This window comes from Pseudomonas savastanoi (assembly GCF_020917325.1).
GTDB classification, from domain to species: Bacteria; Pseudomonadota; Gammaproteobacteria; order Pseudomonadales; family Pseudomonadaceae; genus Aquipseudomonas; species Aquipseudomonas amygdali.
The window spans coordinates 3,899,829-3,918,606 of record NZ_CP076652.1 but is presented as its reverse complement, the minus strand read 5'-3'; the positions used below and the strand labels follow the sequence as shown (position 1 = coordinate 3,918,606).

Below are 18,778 nucleotides of genomic sequence, written 5' to 3'. Positions count from 1 at the left end.
GCTCACGGCAACGCGCGGGTATAAACCGCGTCTTGTGTTTTTGTCGGATTTTTCTCCATGAGCTTCAGCCCCCTGATTCGCCAGTTGATCGATGCCTTCCGCGTGCTGCCGGGCGTCGGTCAGAAAACCGCTCAACGCATGGCGTTGCAGCTGCTGGAGCGCGACCGCAGCGGGGGCTCACGGCTGGCGCTGGCATTGGGGCAGGCGATGGATGGCGTTGGTCATTGCCGCTCATGCCGCACCCTCACCGAAGAGGAGCTCTGCCCGCAATGCGCCGACCCGCGCCGTGATGACACGCTGCTGTGTGTGGTGGAAGGGCCGACGGATGTCTACGCGGTGGAGCAGACCGGTTATCGCGGTCGCTACTTTGTGCTCAAGGGCCATCTGTCGCCGCTCGATGGCCTGGGGCCGGAAGCCATCGGCATTCCGCAACTGATGGAACGTATCAGCCAGCAGGGCACCTTCACTGAGGTGATCCTCGCCACCAACCCGACGGTGGAAGGCGAAGCGACGGCGCATTACATCGCCCAGTTGCTCCACGAAAAAGGCCTGGTCGCGTCGCGCATCGCCCACGGTGTACCACTGGGTGGCGAGCTGGATCTGGTCGACGGCGGCACCCTGGCGCACTCGTTTGCAGGGCGCAAGCCGATTGCGTTGTGATGCGCCCTTGCTCCTGCTCTATCAGTAGCGCGGCGTAATATCCCGCTCGACAGGCGGCGCATTCGGGTCCTGGCCTGCCGGAAACTTGCCTTTCAGGTGCCAGGCAAACGCGATGATTTCGGCAATCGTGCGGTAGAGCGGCTCGGGGATGCTGTCGCCCAGTTCCATGCGTGCCAGCAGTTTGACCAGTTCGGCGTTCTCGTAGATCGGCACTTCATATTCACGGGCAATGGCCAGAATGGCCTCGGCCAGCTGGTCGTCGCCCTTGGCGCTGAGCGTCGGGGCCTGTTGGCCGTCGTAGCTCAGGGCAATAGCCTGGCGCGGGACATGATCGGGTAGGGACATCAGGCGTTCTCGTCAATCCAGCGTTGTTCAAGGGCGGTGCGCGGGCCGCTGGGCGGTGCGCCGTGGCTGCAGGCCAGTTCGCCCACTGCCAGGCCGCAGGCAATCAGCCGCTCGCGCAAATATCCCAGTTCATGTTCGATCAAGGCCGCGCTGTCGGGCCGCTCGGCCCATAGCTGACTGGACAGCGTGCCGCGCAACAACTGCGCATGCACCTGCAGCGGCCCCAACGGCTCAAGGTCGAATGCCAGATCGACTTTCCAGAGCTTTTCCCGGGTTTCCTTGATCTCGACATCGTCGCGGTCTTCGGCAGCTTCCTGATCCGGCTTGTCTTCACGCTGCACCTTGACCTGCAAGGGCACGATGTCATGCGCGTTACGCATCGGCACTTCCAGTTGCCAGGTGGTCACCTGCGTGCCGTCGGCATTGGTGCGGGTCTGCTCCAGACCGCCCAACTGGTGGCTTTGCAGGCGCGAAACAGCTGCCGCAGCCAGCTTGAGCAGAATCTCCAGGTCGTCCTCTTTTTCGCCACCGCTAACGTTGCGCGATGGCAACGGAAAGATGCTCGGCTGGGTGCGTGCGGCAACCAGCCCAAGGGTGCCCAGGGCATTGCGAATCGCGTTGGGCATGGCCCGCGCCAGGGTATTGGACGCAGCGGCGGCGCTGTAAGTGGTGTTGTCCGGCAACCCCGGAAGAATCTGCGCAATCAGGCGCATCAGGTTGGCTTTCATGTCCGGAACCTGAGCCGGATTGAGCCCGGCAAGCAGCTTTGCTTCCAGAAACACGCCACTGGCATTGAGGGCCTGGGCGACGCCTTTCGGTGTGCTCATCTGCTCTATGTCGGGCAGGTCGTCCAGCAACTGGCTGATGGCGGCTTGCAGCGGGGCGCTGATCCCAGAGTTGCTGGCAGGGCTGGCACTGGTTGAATTGGCTGACTGCAGGTTTTGCAGGGCGTTGATCAGGTTATCCAGCGAGCCCTGGCGGTTTTGCTGAACAGCCAGTTGCTGGGCCACGGCCAGTTGATCGAAACGGCCGGGCAGGGCGACGAAGTTCAGCGCCTGGTTGCCTTGTACCTGCGCGCTCAGCAGGCTGCCGACCGTCAGCGGCTGCGGGCTTTCGATGGTCAGGCTGGAGCCCGCCAGCGCAGTATTGAGCAGCATCACGATGGAGCGATAGGTGGGTGTTGCGGCGGCCGGGTTTTGCGTGGCCAGTTGATTGACTGCCTGCGCGATCACCTGGCTGGTCATGACCTTGCCCTGCAACAGCGTGCCGACCGGCAATTGTTGCGTATCGATGCTGGTCATCGAGTTTTTCAGTGCGCTGTTGATCTGTTGCAGCGTCAGCGTCAGCTCGTTGGGCGAGGCTTGCGCCACCTGCAACAGGCTGCCGGGCGTGAACGGTACGCTGCTGGTGACCTGCAGGTTGGTCAGGCTGCCATTGGCGAGTACCAGCCGCAGCAGCAACTGGAAGTTCTGGTTGACCTGCTTGAGGGTCAGCACTTCGGCGTCGACGGTTTCGCCTTCGGGAATCAGATTATCCGCCGATTGCAGCAGGGTCAGCACCTGCGCAGGGGAGATGCCGGCGCGCAGCAGGGTTGTGGTAGGGATTGTCGCCGGGACGCTGGTGATGTCGCCTGTCATTGAAATATCGACCTGAGGAAATTGCCCCTTTGATAACAGGACTCGCATGTATAATACCGGCCAAAACCGGACCAGCCGCCATTAACTTCTCTTCATGTAACGGCCATATCACCCCCGACTTGAACCGCCTTCTACTGCGTATGTGTCTGTTTTGGTACATTTCGCGACGCTCCAGCACTGGAAACGCCCGATGATCTCAGCCCCCCCATTTTTGCAAGCGACGGCTCTGACGTGTGAGCGGGACGGGCGGATGTTGTTCGAAAACCTTGATTTGCAGGTGCGCACGGGGGACATGTTGCAGGTCAGCGGCCCCAATGGCAGCGGCAAGACCAGCCTGCTGCGCCTGTTGTGCGGGCTGATGCAACCCACGGCCGGGCACGTGCTGCTCAACGGCCAGCCAGTGGGCCGCCAGCCGACAGCGCCGGGGCTCAATCTGTTGTGGGTTGGCCATGCGCCGGCGCTCAAGGACCTGCTGACACCGCTGGAGAATCTTTCCTGGCTCTGTGCACTTCACCACCCGGCCGATGCCGAGGCCATTTTCAATGCGCTCGACGCGGTCGGGCTGGCAGGTTTCGAAGATGTGCCGTGTCACACCTTGTCGGCCGGACAGCAGCGTCGTGTTGCACTGGCGCGCCTGTATCTGCCAGGCCCGCCACTCTGGCTGCTTGATGAACCGTTCACCGCGCTGGACCGCCAGGGCATTGCCCAACTGGAAAATCATCTTGCCGGGCACTGTGAAAAAGGCGGCATGATCGTCATGACCACTCATCACACCCTGAGCCGCCTGCCTGCGGGCTATCGGGACATCGATCTGGGGCAGTGGGCAGCATGAGCAAGGTCTTTGCCCTGCTGATCGCCCGTGAGTTTCGCCTGCTGGCCAGGCGTCCGGCAGAGCTTGCCAACCCGCTGGTGTTCTTTGCGATAGTGGTCGCCTTGTTCCCGCTGGCGCTGGGGCCGCAGACGCAATTGTTGCAAGCCTTGTCACCGGGGCTGGTCTGGGTCGCGGCACTGCTGGCCTTGTTGCTGTCGCTGGACGGGCTGTTTCGCAGTGATTTCGAGGATGGCTCGCTGGAACAGTGGGTCCTTTCGCCGCACCCGCTGGCCCTTCTGGTCTTGAGCAAAGTGCTGGCACACTGGGTTTTTTCCGGACTGGCACTGGTATTGTTGTCGCCCTTGCTGGCGCTGATGCTGGGGCTGCCGGTGCGGTGCCTGCCGGTGTTGATGGTGTCGCTGCTATTGGGCACGCCAGTGCTCAATCTGTTGGGTGCAGTCGGTGCGGCGCTGACCGTGGGTTTGAAGCGCGGCGGCCTGTTGTTGGCATTGTTGATTCTGCCGCTGTACATCCCGGTATTGATTCTGGGCAGCGGTGCGTTGCAAGCCGCGCTGCAAGGCATGCCAGCGACTGGCTATCTGCTGTGGCTGGGCTGCCTGAGCGTGCTGGCGATTACTCTGACCCCCTTTGCGATAGCCGCTGGCCTGAAAATCAGCGTCGGTGAATAAATTGAGGTTCCGGGATCGAGAATTCGATGCCGGTCAACACCCTGGATACACCTGATGAAAAGCAACGCCATGAAAAGCAGCATCGGTTGGGCCTGGTTGCACACACTCGGCTCACCGAAAGGGTTTTACCGCATCAGCGCACGTCTGCTGCCGTGGCTGAGTGTGGGCACTGCACTGCTGCTCGGCATCGGCATCATCTGGGGCCTGGCGTTTGCGCCGCCGGATTACCAGCAAGGCAACAGCTTCCGGATCATTTATATCCACGTGCCTGCCGCCATGCTCGCTCAGTCCTGCTACGTCATGCTGGCCCTGTGCGGCGTGGTCGGGCTGGTCTGGAAAATCAAACTGGCCGATGTCGCGCTGCACTGCGCTGCACCCATTGGCGCGTGGATGACCGCGCTGGCACTGGCGACCGGCGCGATCTGGGGCAAGCCGACCTGGGGTGCGTGGTGGGTCTGGGACGCGCGCCTGACCTCGATGCTGATTCTGCTGTTCCTGTATTTCGGCCTGATCGCGTTGGGCAATGCCATCAGCAACCGCGCCAGCGCTGCCAAGGCCTGTGCACTGCTGGCCATCGTCGGCGTGGTGAATATCCCGATCATCAAATATTCGGTCGAGTGGTGGAATACCCTGCACCAGGGCGCGACGTTCAGCCTCACGGAAAAACCGGCCATGCCTGCCGAAATGTGGCTGCCGTTGCTGTTCACAGCGTTGGGTTTTTACTTCTTCTTCGGTGTTGTATTGCTGTTGCGTATGCGCCTTGAAGTGCTGCGTCGCGAGTCGCGCACCCAGTGGGCCAAGGCCGAGGTTCTACGTAGCCTCGGACAAACGCCAGAACCGTCGGAGAACAGGTCTTGAGCTTCGCATCATTCAGCGACTTTCTCGCCATGGGCCGCCACGGGCTGTTTGTCTGGTCGGCCTACGGTCTGTGCCTGTTGGTGCTGCTGATCAACGTGGCAATGCCGCTAGTGGCGCGCCAGCGGTTCCTGAAACAACAGGCGCGTCGCCTGAAGCGGGAGAATCGCTCGTGAACCCGTTGCGCAAAAAACGTCTGCTGATCATCGCGACGCTGCTGGTTGGCGTCGGCCTGGCAGTGAGCCTGGCGCTCAGTGCGCTGAAGGAAAACATCAATCTGTTCTACACCCCAAGCCAGATCGCCAACGGCGAAGCACCGCTGGGCACGCGCATTCGTGCTGGCGGAATGGTGGAAAAGGGCTCATTGCAGCGTTCGGCGGATTCGCTGGATGTGCGTTTTGTGGTCACCGATTTCAACAAGTCGGTGACCATTACGTATCGAGGCATTCTTCCCGATCTGTTCCGCGAAGGGCAGGGGATTGTCGCGTTGGGCAAACTCAATGCGCAGGGTGTGGTGGTCGCCGATGAGGTGCTGGCCAAACATGACGAGAAGTACATGCCGCCCGAAGTCACCAAGGCGCTGCGCGACAGTGGCCAGGCGGCACCGGGCGGCTCTTCCACACCTGCGAAACAGGGCTGATCGATGATTCCCGAACTCGGCCAGCTGGCCATGATTCTGGCCCTCGGCTTTGCACTGGTGCAGGCCATTGTTCCGCTGATTGGTGCATGGCGCGGCGACCGCCTGTGGATGAGCCTGGCGCGTCCGGCGGCGTGGGGCCAGTTCAGTTTTCTGATCTTCGCCTTCGGTTGCCTGACCTACGCGTTCATGACCGACGACTTTTCCGTTACCTATGTGGCGCAGAATTCCAACACGGCGCTGCCCTGGTACTACAAATTCAGCGCCGTATGGGGCGCGCATGAAGGCTCGTTGCTGCTCTGGGCGCTGATTCTCGGCGGCTGGACCTTCGCTGTTTCGGTGTTTTCCCGGCAATTGCCTCAGGTAATGCTGGCGCGGGTGCTCGCCGTGATGGGCATGATCAGCCTGGGCTTCCTGTTGTTTCTGATCCTCACCTCCAACCCGTTCGCCCGTCTTCTGCCGCAAATGCCTGCCAACGGACGCGATCTCAACCCCCTGTTGCAGGATATAGGCCTGATCGTGCATCCGCCGATGCTCTACATGGGCTATGTCGGTTTTTCCGTGGCCTTTGCCTTTGCCATCGCCGCCTTGCTTGGCGGCCGACTCGACGCCGCCTGGGCGCGCTGGTCGCGGCCATGGACGCTGGTGGCCTGGGCCTTTCTCGGTGTCGGGATCAGCCTTGGCTCATGGTGGGCTTATTACGAACTGGGCTGGGGCGGCTGGTGGTTCTGGGACCCGGTGGAAAATGCCTCGTTCATGCCCTGGCTGGTGGGCACTGCGCTGATTCACTCGCTGGCGGTCACGGAAAAACGTGGCGTGTTCAAGAGCTGGACGGTATTGCTGGCGATTGCCGCTTTTTCCCTGAGCCTGCTGGGCACGTTCCTGGTGCGTTCCGGGGTGCTGACTTCGGTGCACGCCTTTGCCTCGGACCCGGCACGCGGCGTGTTCATTCTGATGTTCCTGCTGGTCGTGGTGGGCGGCTCGCTGACCCTGTTTGCGATTCGTGCGCCGGTGGTCAAAAGCCATGTCGGCTTCGGCCTGTGGTCGCGGGAAACCCTGTTGCTGGGCAATAACCTGTTACTGGTGACTGCTGCGTCGATGATCCTGCTGGGCACCCTTTATCCGCTGGTGATCGATGCCATGAGCGGAGCCAAGATGTCGGTCGGCCCGCCGTATTTCAATGCGCTGTTCGTACCGTTGATGGGGCTGTTGCTGGTGGTCATGGCGGTTGGCGTGCTGGTTCGCTGGAAGGACACACCGCTGAAATGGTTGCTGGGCATGCTTGCCCCGGTACTGGTTGGCAGCGCCGTGCTGGCAGTGCTCGCCGCTCTGCTCATGGGCGATTTTCAGTGGGCGGTGCTGGCCACCTTCATGCTCGCCGCCTGGGTGCTGCTGGCCGGGGTCCGCGACTTGCTCGACAAGACCCGTCACAAGGGCCTGCTTCGCGGCGCACGCGGTCTTGCCCGCAGCTATTGGGGCATGCAACTGGCGCACCTTGGTATCGTGGTGTGCGCGCTGGGCGTGGTGTTGTCCAGCCAGAACAGCGCCGAGCGCGATTTGCGCATGGCACCTGGCGAGTCCACTGAGCTGGGCGGTTACGTCTTTGTATTCGAGGGCGCGAAGCATTATGAAGGGCCGAACTTCACCTCCGATCGCGGCACCGTTCGCGTCCTGCGCAACGGGGCGCAGCTCACTGAACTGCACCCGGAAAAACGTCTGTACAGCGTGCAGCAGTCAATGATGACCGAAGCAGGCATTGATGCCGGTTTCAGCCGCGATCTTTACGTAGCGTTGGGTGAACCGCTAGGCAATGGCGCATGGGCCGTACGAGTCCACGTCAAACCGTTTGTGCGCTGGATCTGGCTCGGCGGCCTGCTGACCGGTCTGGGCGGTGTGCTGGCGGCGTTTGACCGTCGTTATCGCACGCGGGTCAAAAGCAAGGTGCGCGAGGCATTGGGCATGTCGGGAGTTGCACTGTGAAGCGCTGGGTCATGCTCCTGCCGCTGGCGTTGTTTCTCGGCGTGGCGGCGTTACTGTATCGCGGTTTGTATCTGGACCCCGCCGAGCTACCGTCGGCGCTGATCGGCAAGCCGTTTCCGCAGTTTTCGCTGCCCGAAGTTCAAAGCAGCCGCGTATTGACCCGCGCCGACCTGCTGGGCAAACCCGCACTGGTCAACGTCTGGGGCACCTGGTGCGTGTCCTGTCGGGTGGAGCATCCTGTGCTGACCCGGCTGGCGCAGCAGGGCGTGCTGATCTACGGCGTGAATTACAAGGACGTCAACACCGACGCGCTGAAATGGCTCAAGGAGTTTCACGACCCTTATCAGCTGAACATCCGCGACGAAGACGGCTCGCTGGGGCTGAACCTGGGCGTGTACGGTGCGCCGGAGACCTTCCTGATCGACCGTCAGGGCATTATTCGTTACAAACATGTCGGGGTCATCGACGAGGCTGTGTGGCGAGAAAAGCTTGCCGCGCGTTATCAGCAACTGGTTGATGAGGCGCGGCCATGAAGCGCTGCCTGATGATTGTCCTGCTCAGCGTGCTGTGCTCAGGCATCGCCCACGCTGCCATCGATGCCTATACCTTTCGCGACGACGCCGAGCGTGCCCGCTACAGCGAACTGACCAAGGAACTGCGCTGCCCCAAATGCCAGAATCAGGACATCGCCGATTCCAACGCGCCGATTGCCGCTGACTTGCGCAAGGAAATCTACCGCATGCTGGGTGAAGGGCAGAGCAATCAGCAGATCATCGACTTCATGGTTGATCGCTACGGTGACTTTGTTCGTTACAAACCCAGCCTCAACGCCCGCACCTGGCTGCTCTGGTTCGGCCCGGCCGGTCTGCTGATCGGCGGTCTGGTGGTGATCGGTTTCATCGTCGGGCGGCGTCGCAAGGCGCACTCCGAACAGGCCGATGTGCTTTCCGAGGACGAGCGACAACGCCTCGCCGCATTGCTGGATGACCACCGCCCATGATCGATTTCTGGATGGCCGCCGGGCTTCTCTTGCTCGTGGCGCTGGGTTTTCTGCTGATACCGGTGCTGCGCGGCCATCGTGCGCAACGTGAAGAAGACCGCACAGCCCTGAACGTGGCGTTGTATCAGGAACGGCTTAGCGAGTTGCAGGTTCAGCAAGAGCAGGGCGTGTTGTCGGTGACGCAATTGCAAGGCGCTCGTGCCGAAGCTGCGCGCGAGCTGCTCGCCGACACTGAAGGCGCAGAGCCTGCCCGCACATCGCGTCTGGGCAAGCCCTCGCTGGTGCTGGCTGCGGTGCTGGTGCCGGTATTGGGGCTGGCGGGTTATCTGCAACTGGGTGCCAGTGACCGGGTTGAACTGAGCCGCGAATTCTCTCGACCACCAACCTCGCTGGCAGACCTGACCCAGCGTCTGGAGCGCAGCGTGCAGGCTCAGCCGGATTCAGCCGAAAACCTGTATTTTCTGGCGCGCAGCTACATGGCGCAAAATCGTCCCGGCGATGCAGCCCGGATGTTCGAGCGCTCGGTGGCACTGGCCGGAAGATCGCCAGAGTTGCTCGGGCAGTGGGCACAGGCGTTGTATTTCGCCAGCGACAAGCACTTCACCGCTCAGGTGCAGGCGCTGACCGACGAAGCGCTGCAGTCCGATCCCAAAGAAGTTACCAGCCTGGGCCTACTGGGGATCGCCGCGTTTGAGACCCAGCGTTATCAGGCAGCGGTGGATTACTGGACTCGCCTGCTGGCGGCGTTGCCCGCGCAGGACGCCTCGCGCTCGGCACTGGAAGGCGGCATAGCCCGCGCCAGAGAAAACCTTGCCGGGCAGGCCGCGCCGGTCAAGGCCAGCGCGCTCAAGGTGCGTGTCGCGCTGGCTGCCTCGCTCAAGGGTAACGTTCAGCCTGGTGACAGCGTGTTCATCTTCGCCCGTGCAATCAACGGCCCGGCCGCGCCACTGGCGGTCAAACGCATCACGGTGGCGGACCTGCCTGCCGAGGTTGAACTGAGTGATGCCGATGCAATGATGCCGCAACTGAACCTGTCGAACTTTGCGCAAGTCCAACTGGTTGCGCGAGTGTCTCGCGCAGGGCAGCCAACCGCCGGTGAGTGGGTCGGCCGCAGTCAGCCGCTGGCCAGCGATACTCAGGCGCAGCAGGCTTTGACCATCGACAGTCCGGATAACTAGAGAAATCGCTTATGTACCGTACCGCACGCATCACCTTGTTGGGTCTGGTCGTTGGCCTGAGTGCCTGTGCTGTCCAGCATCCGGCACCGCCTCACAGTCAGGATCCGATCCTTAACCTGCCGGGCGGCCAGCAACCCGGCGCACCGCGCCCGAGCACGGCGCCTGCCGAGCCTGCCAAAGCGCCAGCCGCAGCGCCGAAGACCTCGGCCAGTTTCGCCCCGCCACCGGGCGGTGGCAGCCATTGGGACCCGCGTCTGGGCGTGTACGTGATGGACGATCAGCCCAACACCTTCTATCGCCAGCGTACTTACTACCAGTGGAACAACGGCTGGAGCTGGGCAACCAACCCTAACGGTCCGTGGCAGGCGACCGACGCCAGCGGCGTACCGGCCGGGCTGGGCAAGCAGTTCAGTAACTGATTCAAGCCTGCAAATGAAAACGGCGACCTGATGGGTCGCCGTTTTGCGTTTCGGGGGGGTTATTTGCCTGGATAGATCTGGTCGAACACACCACCGTCAATGAAGTGGGTCTTCTGCACTGTGCGCCAGTCACCGAAGGTTTTCTCGACCGACAGGAAGTCCACTTTCGGGAAGCGGTCGGTGTATTTGGCCAAGACCTGCGGGTCACGTGGGCGCAGGTAGTTTTTCGCCGCGATTTCCTGACCTTCCGGTGACCACAGGTATTTCAGGTAATCTTCGGCCAAGGCGCGGGATTTTTTCTTGTCCACGACCTTGTCGACCACACTCACCGGCGGCTCGGCTTCTGCCGACACGGACGGGTAGACCACTTCAAACTGGTCGCGACCGAATTCACGGGCGATCATTTCCGCTTCGTTTTCGAAGGTCACCAGCACGTCGCCGATCTGGTTGGTCATGAACGTCGTGGTCGCGCCTCGACCGCCCGTGTCGAGCACTGGCACATGGCGGAACAGTTCACCGACGAATTTCTTCGCGGCCGCTTCATCGCCACCTTTTTTCAGGGTGTAGCCCCAGGCCGACAGGTACGTGTAGCGGCCGTTGCCCGAGGTTTTCGGGTTAGGCACGATGACTTCCACGCCATCCTTGATCAGGTCCGGCCAGTCTTTGAGGGCTTTCGGGTTGCCCTTGCGCACGATAAACACGGTGGCCGAGGTGAACGGCGCACTGTTGTTCGGCAGGCGGCTGACCCAGTCTTTCGGCACCAGCTCGCCATTGTCGGCGAGCGCGTTGATATCGGTGGCCATGTTCATGGTAATCACGTCAGCCGGCAGCCCGTCGATGACCGAGCGCGCCTGCTTGCTCGAACCGCCAAAGGACATCTGCACAGTCACGTCTTCATTTTTCTCGGCTTTCCAGTGCTTCTGGAAGGCGCTGTTGTAGTCCTTGTAGAAATCACGCATCACGTCGTATGAGACGTTGAGCAGCGTCGGGGCTGCCTGGGCAGCGCTGGCAAAGGCCAGGCCAGCGGCCAGTAGCGAGGCGGCGAAGAGTTTATTCACTGCAGGGTCCTTGAGATGAAGAGTCGTGTGATCAGTCTGATGGCGTAATGCCGCGACACTATCAGTATCGCGCCTGCTGTTTAAAGACTGAAAAGGTCTTTGCTTATGCCTTGTGTTCTACTTTTGCAAACAATTGATTACCGCAGCGTGAACAGAACGCCGCGCCGTGCTCGTGGAAATTCTTCGAGCACACCGGGCAATCGTGTTTCAGCTGTTCGCCGCGCATGGCGTTGGCCAGTTCGGCGGTGAATATACCGGTGGGCACGGCGATGATCGAGTAGCCGATGATCATCACCAGCGACGAGAGCATCTGCCCGACCGGCGTCTTCGGCACGATATCGCCAAAGCCCACAGTGGTGAGGGTCACGATAGCCCAGTAAATGCCTTTGGGGATGCTGGTGAAGCCGTGCTCCGGGCCTTCGATCACGTACATCAGCGTGCCGAACACCGTGACCAGAGTGGAAACGGTGACCAGAAACACGATGATCTTCTGCTTGCTGCCACGCAGCGCAGCCAGCAAATAGTTGGCCTGGCGCAGGTAAGTGCCGAGCTTGAGCACCCGGAAAATCCGCAGCATACGGATGATCCGCACAATCAGCAGGTACTGCGCGTCGCTGTAATAGATCGACAGAACCCCCGGCACGATGGCCAGCAGGTCGACCAGCCCGTAGAAACTGAACGCGTACTTCAGCGGTCGGGGCGAGCAGTACAGGCGCAGGATGTATTCGATCGCGAACAGCAGGGTAAAGCCCCATTCGATCCAAGCGAACAGCATTGCGTAATCGCGGTGAATGCTCTCGATGCTGTCAATGACCGTGACCAGCAGGCTGAGCAGAATCGCCACCAGCACAATCTTGTCGAAGGTTCTGCCGGCAGGCGTATTCGCCTCGAAAATAACGATATGCAACCGCTCGCGGCGGCTGAGAGAGGTGTCCATGGTGCTTCCTGAAGCAAAGATCGGCAGAGCCTAGGAGTATTGGGTGGTTGAGTGCAAGCACACAACACCTGCGGGAGCGAGTCGTGCGACGCTTCGCCTGCTCGCGAAGAGGTCGTTATAGCCCGCGTAAACAGGGTGTTTGGAGCAACGTCTTCGTGAGCAAGCTCACTCCCACAGAAGTCTTTATTCACAGTTCGACAGGCGGCAGACCCGCTTTTCGGGTTCTTGTAAGACCTACGTAGACAAATCGGCGCTGGAGCGTAAGGAACGACAGCTTTAATTATCGTGCGTCGCTCTGCGTCGCATACCGTTCTGGACGCTCCGCGTCCTCTTGTGGCGCAGAGCGTCCGGTGCTGGAATCATCAGGTATAACAAGCCAGGTGGTGAGCGTCGGCAATGACTGACGCGGGAGGATGCATGCAGTATTCGGGCGAGGGCTTTTCTATAAGGGTATTGGCGTTTGATGATTGCGAGTTGATCAACCGGTACGAAAAGGCCAATCGCAAGCATCTGCAGCCTTGGGAACCGTTGAGGGACGATGACTATTTCATCCTCGAAAACGCCAGATCCAGGGTTCAGCAGCAGTGGGAAAGCATGCAGGCCGGCAGCGCGGTTTTCTTCCTCGTCACCGAGCCAGACGGCGGCGAATTGCTGGGGCGGTGCAGTTACACGAATATCGTGAGGGGCGTTTTTCAGGCCTGCAGTCTCGGCTTCTCGATGGCAGAGACTGCTCAGGGACGTGGCTTGATGAAAAGGGCGCTTGAGGTGACCAATAGCTATTGTTTCGAGCAGATGAGGCTGCATCGAATCATGGCCAGCCACATGCCAGCCAATATACGTAGCGAGCGACTTCTGCAATCACTCGGCTTCGAAAAGGAAGGGTACGCGCGCGCCTACCTGAAAATTGCCGGCGTCTGGGAAGACCATGTCCTGAGGGCACTGATCAATCCGAACGAGGCCTGATAGCGGGGCGAACGCCCTTCCTACTTCTGCGCCACGTCATCCTTTTCCCAGCCGCCGCCGAGTGCCAGAAACAGGTTGATCTGTCCCATGGCCACTTGGGTGTTGGCTTCTGCCATCTGTGCGCGTACGTCGGTGTAGGTGCGTGTGGCTTGCAGGTCGGCGAGGAACGAGGCGCGTCCGGCCTGGTAGAAGCGGTGGGTCTGGTCAGCGGCTTCCTTGGCCGATTGTTCGGCTTCCTTGAGAGCATCGCGACGGTCGAGCAGGGCGGTGTATTGCGCCAGACCGGTCTGGGTCTCACGGATGGCGTTGAGCACCACACCGTCAAAGCGCGCCAGTGCAGCTTGCGCCGAGGCTTCAGCCTGATGGATACGTGCGCGTGAGCCGTTGGACGGGATGGTCCAGTTCAGCAGCGGCCCGAAGCCCCAGCGGTTGGCGGCCGGTTTGCCGAGGTTCTCGATCAGGCCGGTAGTGCCAATGCTCGCGCCGATGCTGATGTCCGGATACAACTCGCCGGTGGCAACACCGATTTGCGCTGTCGACATCGCCAGATGGCGTTCAGCCTGACGCACATCCGGGCGGCGTTTGAGCAGTGTTGCGCCGTCGCCTACCGGCATGACCTGCGCAATGTGCGGCAGCGCATTGCAGCTGCTGACCCCGGCGGGCAGTTGCTCTACAGGTTTGGCCAGCAGCATCGACAGGCGGAACATCGCTGCCTGACGCCGCGCTTCGTAACGGGGCATTTCGGCGCGCAATGACTTGAACTGCGTCTGCGAGCGAGTGACCTGGGTTTCATCGCCTCGCCCGGCATCGCGAAGACGCTGGTTGAGGGTTACGCTCTGTTGCTGCAGGTCCAGCGATTCGCGGGCGATGTCGAGCTCTTCGTTGGCCGCGCAAATCTGCGTGTAGGCGCGCACCACATCGGCGACCACGGTGATGCGTGCGGTATCGACCGCCGCCTGATTGGCATCGACATTGGCCTGCGCTGCTTCGATACCGCGCTGCAAGGTGCCGAACAGATCGAACTGATACGACGTGGTCAGGCCCACATCCCCGACGTTGGCGACCGGCACCTTGTCGGTCAGCAGAAACGCTTCGCCTGATTCCTGCACGCGCTGTGCGCCGATTTTCGCGCCGTTGGTAAATCCGCCCGCCGCTTCGGCCTCCGAGGTCTGGTAGCGGGCGCGTTGCAGGTTGGCGGCGGCGATGCGCAGGTCGGTATTGGAGGCGATGGCCTGGCGCACCAGTTCATCCAGACGCGCATCCTGATACAGCCGCCACCAGTGCGCAGGCACCGGGGCCGATACCGTGTTTACCGAGCGCCCGGCCAGCTCGCCCTGTAAATCCGGACGATTGATCGCGCCATCCTTGGGCAGTTGGTAATCCGGCCCGACTACCTGACAGGCCGACAGCACGGCAGTAAAACCGAGTGCGGCCACGCGTAAGGCACGTTTCATCGTGTGCGCTCCTGCGTATCGTCGATGATCGACACCGTTGCAGTACGCCCGGCGATCATACGGAAGTCGGCGGGCACGTCATCGAAGGCAATGCGCACCGGAATACGCTGTGCCAAACGCACCCAACTGAAGGCCGGGTTGACGTTGGGCAGCAGGTTCGAGCCGCTGCTGCGGTCGCGGTCTTCGATACCGGCAACGATGCTCACCACGTGGCCGGTCAGCCGTGCGTTGTCACCGATGACGCGAATGTCGACGCCCTGGCCGACATGAATGCCGTCCAGTTTGGTTTCTTCGAAATAGCCGTCGATATGGAACGATGCGGCATCGACCACCGATAACACCGGACGCCCGGCGGTGACAAATTCATGGTCGCGGGGCGCGCGGTCGTTAAGGTAGCCGTCCACCGGGCTGCGGATCACCGAACGATCCAGATTCAGCTGCGCGGCATCCACTGCGACCTTTGATTCACCGAGCGCAGAAAGGGCACGCGCTTCGCGGGACTGGCTTTCTTCCAGTTGCTCACGCGCCACCAGGTTGCCCAGGCCACGGTTACGCTTGTTCTCGCGGCGTGCCTGCTCCCAGGTTTCCTGGCGCTCGGCGACTGTCGCCTGCGCCTGACGCAAGGCCAGGCGGAAGCGGTCCTGATCGATGGTGAACAGCACCTGGCCCTTGTGTACGGGCTGATTGTCGGTGACCTCGACCTTCTGGATCAGCCCGGACACGTCCGGCGCGATCTGCACGATATCGGCGCGAATATGCCCGTCGCGGGTCCACGGCGCGTACATGTAATACATCACCATGCGCCACACAACGACGGCAGCCAGAGTGACAACCAGCAGGGTCAGGACCACGCGGCCCAGTGTCAGTATCGGTTTTTTCATGTCATCAGGTATCGACTTAGAGTATCCACGGCGCCGAGCAACAAAGCGTATAGACCTACGTTGAACAAAGCCCGGTGCCAGACCAGACGGTAGAAGTGGGCACGCGACAGCAGCGCGTGCACGGCGAGAAACAGCAGATAGGCGATGCCCATCATCGCCAGGAACGTGGGGATGAAGATCCCGCTGATATCCAGATCACCGATCACAGGGGCGCTCCATCGATGTTATGCGGCAGTTGCTCGGTCAGTTCGCCGCCCACGGTGACAATCTCGACCCCCGGCAACAAGGCCAGACGCAGGCCGCTGAGGGCGTGCAACAGGTGCAGCCGGGCCGGGTTGTCGCCCATCTCCTGAGCCGTCAACGAACGGCGTGCGCGGTCCATGGCCATCAGCAGGCCGCGGGGCGCGGGCAGCCTTTCACCGGCCTTGCGACAGTGTTTGAAATAGCCGCTGACTTCATCGATCACCTGACGCAACAGCACCTGGGCCGCAGGCGTGGCGCGTCGGGTGTAGGCCAGCAGGTCGAGCATGTTCAGCGCGACGCGCAATTCACGCAGGGCAATCCCGGTGTCCTGCGCGGTGAGTGTCAAACGCGGCAACTGCTGCATCAAACGGTCGAGCATTTGCACGCCCATGCGCCGGTGTTCGGCCAGAGACGCGTCTTCGCTAAGGCTGGCGATGTCACGCCAGCTGAAACGGGTCAGACGCTTGACCGCCAGTTCAACCCCGAACGGGCGGAACACCAGCGTCCAGATAAAGGCGAACAACAGCCCGGCAGGTCCGGCCAGGTTTGAGTTGAGAAAGTTCATGAAGTCCGCGTCGTAGGCGCTCTGAATGCTGATGAACGACGAGGTGTTGACGATGGTCAGCAGCGTGCCGAGAAAGAAACGCGGTTGCACAGTCAGGGTGCCGACGCAGATGAAGGGCACCGCAAAGGCCAGCACCAGCATCGGAAAGTCGTGCAGGTTAGGCAGCACCACGAACAGGTACAGGCTGGCAAATACCACCGAAAGCAGAGTCCAGAAAAAGAACCGGTAGATTTGCGGGGCAGGGTCGTCCATGGCTGCGAAGAAGCTGCACGACACCGCTGCCAGCGCCACGGCACTGGCGCCGTCTTTCCAGCCCAGCAGAATCCACAACACCGATGCAGCGATTATCGCCAGCACCGTCGAGGTCACTGAATAGAGCATCAGGCCGCGGTCCAGAAACGGCGTCAACCGACCCAGACGCCAGTGGCGATAGACCGCTCTCCATGATGACTGATCGTCTGTCTTGATCGCGTATTGCAGGGTCCGGCAATCCAGCCACAGGTCAATCCACTCGCCGAGCCTGAAAAGCGTGTTGGAGAGCAGCAGCTGATCGCGGTCGTCCAGTTGCGTAGAGTTCGGCTGAAGGCGTTCCAGCTCATCATGCAACTGTTGCCATTGCTCCCGTTGCGGGCCGTCGGCAGTGCTTTCAAGCCAGTCGCAAGCCTTTTGCAGCACGGGTTTCAGGCTGGCCAACAGCTCAGGCGTGCGTCGCTCCAGCGCCCACAATGCGTCATCCAGTGCATCGATGACCGGCAAGAGGTGGATCATCCGGCCGCGCAGCTCATTGGCGTTGCGTACGGTTTGCTTGCGTGCGCCCTCGTGGCTCAACTGGCCGATCATCATTTCCAGAGAGTTGAAGCTGCCAACCATCGAATTGCGCAGTGCGCCGATTTCCTCGGGCTGACAGGTGCGGCTGATAAAGCGCTGGCTGTAGGTCGAGGCGTCACTGAACCATTTTTCCGTGGTGGCCTGAAATACCGGTGCCAGACGTCTGGGCCAGAACATTGCACCCACGACGGCGGCGCAGATGATGCCGAGGAAAATCTCTTCGGTACGCGACACGGCGATGTCGAACACGGCCTGCGGGTTGTCGACCACCGGCAGGGAAATCAGCGGCATGGTGTAACCCGCCAGCATCAGTGCGTAGCTGTTGGCCGTGCGCAAGTGCAGGGAAAGGAACAACAGGGTGCCGGTCCACAGTCCGACCACGATGGCCAGTAGCAAGGGCGTCTGTACGAACATCGGTACCAGCAGCACCGACGCCGCTGCACCGGCCAGGGTGCCGGCGGCCCTGTACAGGGCTTTGGAGCTGGTCGGGCCGACAAAGGGGCTGGAGACAATGTACACCGTGGCCATGGCCCAATAGGGGCGAGGCATTTCCATCAACAGCGCGATGTACAGCGCCAGCATCGACGCGCCGAAGGTACGCACGCCGTAGAACCAGTCGCGTGCCGGTGGGACGCTGGAGAAAAATCCGTTCAAACCTGCCCCCCGTGCTCACCTTGTGCAGCCTCGGCGAAGGCCTGAAATACCCGCAAGGTGGCTTCGAGATCGGCAGGTTGAAGGCCCTGAAGCACATCCGCCCGCAGACGCGTCAGCTCCTGTTCTATCGAGCCTGCCAGCGCACGACCCTTGTCCGTAAGGCTGAGGGCCTTGGCGCGGCGATCATTGGGGTCTTCGCTGCGGCAGACGATGCCGGCCTTGCACAGCTGGTCGAGCAGGCGCACCAGTGTCGGGCTTTCCATGCCGGCCGCCTGCGCGACTTTTACCTGATGCACGCCGTCACCCAGGCGCGCAATGGCCAGCAGTGGCCCGGCACATGCTTCAGAAATTTCATAGGTGACCAGTGTGTTCTGGCAAATGCGTCGCCATTGGCGAGAGGCGGCTACCAGGCCGCTACTGACAGCGCGATGCAGTGGGTCGACAAGCATGAATCACCTGGGGCTGAGTCGTGAACAATTTAGTTAGGAACAATATTGTTAGGGAGGATATTAGTAGGATGCTAACTAATATCTCGTAACAAGTTCTTACAGTCAACCCGTAACTGCCCAGTGGTGCTTTTTGGGTCGCTGGGACGCCCGAAAGGGTTTTTTGAGGGAGAGTAGAGGCGATGAACGGCTGTTTGCGTCCGCTTTTAGCGGGGAAAGTTCATTATTTCAAAAAATAATTGCTACCGTTCGTCGGTAATAAGCCCAAAAATGCCGAGCTTTTACTCAGCCTCATTCAAAAAAATGGCGCGGCACCCGATAGAAGGGTCCTGATGAATCGCCGTCTGCAGCAAATGGATGGCAATCTGCCTTGTGTCGTGATCTGACATCAAAGTAGTGGCATCGGTCTTTTTGTGGCGGTTTATTGGCGTCATTGCGTTGTCGTTGCTGTTTAAAAAATAAACGATTGAGCCGATAGTCTGGTTGACCACAACGGGCCAGCACGCCCGTTCCAGAGCCATTCTGTCGGTGCGCAATG

General features: G+C 61.0%; 22 protein-coding genes. 12 read left to right on the top strand and 10 right to left on the bottom strand.

Features of this window, described 5'->3' with window-relative positions; all coding sequences use genetic code 11:
• Nucleotides 1–57: 57 nt before the first annotated feature.
• Nucleotides 58–660 (top strand): recombination mediator RecR, encoded by a 603-nt coding sequence (gene recR, locus KP808_RS16485; RefSeq protein WP_002554228.1) that lies wholly within the window; start codon nucleotides 58–60, stop codon nucleotides 658–660.
• Between the two features lie 21 nt (nucleotides 661–681).
• Here the strand turns inward: recR and KP808_RS16480 are convergent, their stop codons facing one another.
• On the bottom strand, nucleotides 682–1,005 hold the full coding sequence (locus KP808_RS16480) for an EscU/YscU/HrcU family type III secretion system export apparatus switch protein (protein ID WP_005744620.1): 324 nt from the start codon (nucleotides 1,003–1,005) through the stop codon (nucleotides 682–684).
• Nucleotides 1,005–2,642 carry a flagellar hook-length control protein FliK gene (gene fliK, locus KP808_RS16475; protein WP_230016503.1) on the bottom strand — a complete coding sequence of 546 codons (1,638 nt, stop codon included), beginning with the start codon at nucleotides 2,640–2,642 and terminating at the stop codon, nucleotides 1,005–1,007. Before fliK ends, KP808_RS16480 begins: the two co-directional genes overlap by 1 nt.
• A gap of 190 nt (nucleotides 2,643–2,832) precedes the next feature.
• Here fliK and ccmA point away from each other — a divergent pair, with 190 nt between their 5' ends.
• Genes ccmA through KP808_RS16425 form a run of 10 tightly spaced genes read left to right on the top strand, consistent with a single transcriptional unit; the run spans nucleotide 2,833 to nucleotide 10,211 of the window.
• Entirely contained in the window at nucleotides 2,833–3,474 is a 642-nt protein-coding gene (gene ccmA / locus KP808_RS16470) for a cytochrome c biogenesis heme-transporting ATPase CcmA (RefSeq protein WP_058409111.1), read from the top strand.
• Nucleotides 3,471–4,142, top strand: coding sequence for a heme exporter protein CcmB (ccmB, locus tag KP808_RS16465; RefSeq protein ID WP_230016502.1), 672 nt, complete (start codon nucleotides 3,471–3,473; stop codon nucleotides 4,140–4,142). Before ccmA ends, ccmB begins: the two co-directional genes overlap by 4 nt.
• Nucleotides 4,143–4,196: 54 nt before the next feature.
• Nucleotides 4,197–5,000, top strand: coding sequence for a heme ABC transporter permease (locus KP808_RS16460; RefSeq protein ID WP_230016501.1), 804 nt, complete (start codon nucleotides 4,197–4,199; stop codon nucleotides 4,998–5,000).
• Entirely contained in the window at nucleotides 4,997–5,173 is a 177-nt protein-coding gene (ccmD, locus tag KP808_RS16455; protein WP_057401186.1) for a heme exporter protein CcmD, read from the top strand. The genes KP808_RS16460 and ccmD overlap by 4 nt, the downstream gene beginning before the upstream one ends.
• Nucleotides 5,170–5,637: a cytochrome c maturation protein CcmE gene (gene ccmE / locus KP808_RS16450; protein WP_058400919.1), complete on the top strand. Its 468-nt coding sequence runs from the start codon at nucleotides 5,170–5,172 to the stop codon at nucleotides 5,635–5,637. Before ccmD ends, ccmE begins: the two co-directional genes overlap by 4 nt.
• A 3-nt stretch (nucleotides 5,638–5,640) precedes the next feature.
• On the top strand, nucleotides 5,641–7,614 hold the full coding sequence (locus tag KP808_RS16445; protein ID WP_230016500.1) for a heme lyase CcmF/NrfE family subunit: 1,974 nt from the start codon (nucleotides 5,641–5,643) through the stop codon (nucleotides 7,612–7,614).
• Entirely contained in the window at nucleotides 7,611–8,147 is a 537-nt protein-coding gene (locus tag KP808_RS16440; RefSeq protein WP_230016499.1) for a DsbE family thiol:disulfide interchange protein, read from the top strand. The genes KP808_RS16445 and KP808_RS16440 overlap by 4 nt, the downstream gene beginning before the upstream one ends.
• On the top strand, nucleotides 8,144–8,614 hold the full coding sequence (locus KP808_RS16435) for a cytochrome c-type biogenesis protein (protein ID WP_004665807.1): 471 nt from the start codon (nucleotides 8,144–8,146) through the stop codon (nucleotides 8,612–8,614). The genes KP808_RS16440 and KP808_RS16435 overlap by 4 nt, the downstream gene beginning before the upstream one ends.
• Nucleotides 8,611–9,792 carry a c-type cytochrome biogenesis protein CcmI gene (gene ccmI, locus KP808_RS16430; RefSeq protein WP_230016498.1) on the top strand — a complete coding sequence of 394 codons (1,182 nt, stop codon included), beginning with the start codon at nucleotides 8,611–8,613 and terminating at the stop codon, nucleotides 9,790–9,792. Before KP808_RS16435 ends, ccmI begins: the two co-directional genes overlap by 4 nt.
• Nucleotides 9,793–9,803: 11 nt before the next feature.
• A complete protein-coding gene (locus KP808_RS16425) occupies nucleotides 9,804–10,211 on the top strand; it encodes a hypothetical protein (RefSeq protein WP_122257972.1) in 408 nt (135 codons plus the stop codon).
• A 59-nt stretch (nucleotides 10,212–10,270) separates the two neighbouring features.
• Here KP808_RS16425 and KP808_RS16420 read toward each other — a convergent pair whose 3' ends face one another.
• Together KP808_RS16420 and KP808_RS16415 are read right to left on the bottom strand one after the other, a co-directional pair.
• The gene (locus tag KP808_RS16420; protein WP_002554215.1) at nucleotides 10,271–11,269 is read right to left on the bottom strand and encodes a sulfate ABC transporter substrate-binding protein; all 999 of its coding nucleotides are present in this window, start codon (nucleotides 11,267–11,269) and stop codon (nucleotides 10,271–10,273) included.
• A gap of 103 nt (nucleotides 11,270–11,372) precedes the next feature.
• Nucleotides 11,373–12,206, bottom strand: a complete 834-nt coding sequence (locus KP808_RS16415; protein ID WP_005780523.1) for an ion transporter — start codon at nucleotides 12,204–12,206, stop codon at nucleotides 11,373–11,375.
• Nucleotides 12,207–12,623: 417 nt separating this feature from the next.
• On the opposite strand from KP808_RS16415, the gene KP808_RS16410 reads away from it, so the two are divergent.
• Complete coding sequence (locus KP808_RS16410; protein ID WP_230016497.1) at nucleotides 12,624–13,169, top strand: GNAT family N-acetyltransferase; 546 nt, start codon at nucleotides 12,624–12,626, stop codon at nucleotides 13,167–13,169.
• 20 nt (nucleotides 13,170–13,189) lie between these two features.
• On the opposite strand, the gene KP808_RS16405 is transcribed toward KP808_RS16410, so the two are convergent.
• The 6 genes from KP808_RS16405 to KP808_RS16380 form a co-directional block, all read right to left on the bottom strand.
• Nucleotides 13,190–14,623, bottom strand: coding sequence for an efflux transporter outer membrane subunit (locus KP808_RS16405; protein ID WP_058400924.1), 1,434 nt, complete (start codon nucleotides 14,621–14,623; stop codon nucleotides 13,190–13,192).
• Nucleotides 14,620–15,504 (bottom strand): efflux RND transporter periplasmic adaptor subunit, encoded by an 885-nt coding sequence (locus KP808_RS16400; RefSeq protein WP_230016496.1) that lies wholly within the window; start codon nucleotides 15,502–15,504, stop codon nucleotides 14,620–14,622. The genes KP808_RS16405 and KP808_RS16400 overlap by 4 nt, the downstream gene beginning before the upstream one ends.
• Nucleotides 15,501–15,710, bottom strand: a complete 210-nt coding sequence (locus KP808_RS16395; RefSeq protein ID WP_005744635.1) for a DUF1656 domain-containing protein — start codon at nucleotides 15,708–15,710, stop codon at nucleotides 15,501–15,503. Before KP808_RS16395 ends, KP808_RS16400 begins: the two co-directional genes overlap by 4 nt.
• A complete protein-coding gene (locus tag KP808_RS16390) occupies nucleotides 15,707–17,794 on the bottom strand; it encodes an FUSC family protein (protein ID WP_230016495.1) in 2,088 nt (695 codons plus the stop codon). Before KP808_RS16390 ends, KP808_RS16395 begins: the two co-directional genes overlap by 4 nt.
• Nucleotides 17,791–18,243, bottom strand: a complete 453-nt coding sequence (locus KP808_RS16385) for a MarR family winged helix-turn-helix transcriptional regulator (RefSeq protein ID WP_002554194.1) — start codon at nucleotides 18,241–18,243, stop codon at nucleotides 17,791–17,793. The genes KP808_RS16390 and KP808_RS16385 overlap by 4 nt, the downstream gene beginning before the upstream one ends.
• A gap of 278 nt (nucleotides 18,244–18,521) precedes the next feature.
• Nucleotides 18,522–18,761: a hypothetical protein gene (locus KP808_RS16380; protein WP_010198023.1), complete on the bottom strand. Its 240-nt coding sequence runs from the start codon at nucleotides 18,759–18,761 to the stop codon at nucleotides 18,522–18,524.
• Nucleotides 18,762–18,778: the final 17 nt, after the last annotated feature.

Excerpts from the sequence above, each read along its gene's own strand:
- KP808_RS16435 (WP_004665807.1), top strand. The coding sequence starts at position 8,144 with ATGAAGCGCTGCCTGATGATTGTCCTGCTCAGCGTGCTGTGCTCAGGC.
- recR (WP_002554228.1), top strand. The coding sequence starts at position 58 with ATGAGCTTCAGCCCCCTGATTCGCCAGTTGATCGATGCCTTCCGCGTG.
- ccmA (WP_058409111.1), top strand. The coding sequence starts at position 2,833 with ATGATCTCAGCCCCCCCATTTTTGCAAGCGACGGCTCTGACGTGTGAG.
- ccmI (WP_230016498.1), top strand. The coding sequence starts at position 8,611 with ATGATCGATTTCTGGATGGCCGCCGGGCTTCTCTTGCTCGTGGCGCTG.
- fliK (WP_230016503.1), bottom strand. The coding sequence starts at position 2,642 with ATGACAGGCGACATCACCAGCGTCCCGGCGACAATCCCTACCACAACC.
- ccmB (WP_230016502.1), top strand. The coding sequence starts at position 3,471 with ATGAGCAAGGTCTTTGCCCTGCTGATCGCCCGTGAGTTTCGCCTGCTG.
- KP808_RS16405 (WP_058400924.1), bottom strand. The coding sequence starts at position 14,623 with ATGAAACGTGCCTTACGCGTGGCCGCACTCGGTTTTACTGCCGTGCTG.
- KP808_RS16425 (WP_122257972.1), top strand. The coding sequence starts at position 9,804 with ATGTACCGTACCGCACGCATCACCTTGTTGGGTCTGGTCGTTGGCCTG.
- KP808_RS16410 (WP_230016497.1), top strand. The coding sequence starts at position 12,624 with ATGCAGTATTCGGGCGAGGGCTTTTCTATAAGGGTATTGGCGTTTGAT.
- KP808_RS16445 (WP_230016500.1), top strand. The coding sequence starts at position 5,641 with ATGATTCCCGAACTCGGCCAGCTGGCCATGATTCTGGCCCTCGGCTTT.
- KP808_RS16385 (WP_002554194.1), bottom strand. The coding sequence starts at position 18,243 with ATGCTTGTCGACCCACTGCATCGCGCTGTCAGTAGCGGCCTGGTAGCC.
- KP808_RS16415 (WP_005780523.1), bottom strand. The coding sequence starts at position 12,206 with ATGGACACCTCTCTCAGCCGCCGCGAGCGGTTGCATATCGTTATTTTC.
- KP808_RS16480 (WP_005744620.1), bottom strand. The coding sequence starts at position 1,005 with ATGTCCCTACCCGATCATGTCCCGCGCCAGGCTATTGCCCTGAGCTAC.
- KP808_RS16460 (WP_230016501.1), top strand. The coding sequence starts at position 4,197 with ATGAAAAGCAACGCCATGAAAAGCAGCATCGGTTGGGCCTGGTTGCAC.
- KP808_RS16400 (WP_230016496.1), bottom strand. The coding sequence starts at position 15,504 with ATGAAAAAACCGATACTGACACTGGGCCGCGTGGTCCTGACCCTGCTG.
- KP808_RS16380 (WP_010198023.1), bottom strand. The coding sequence starts at position 18,761 with ATGGCTCTGGAACGGGCGTGCTGGCCCGTTGTGGTCAACCAGACTATC.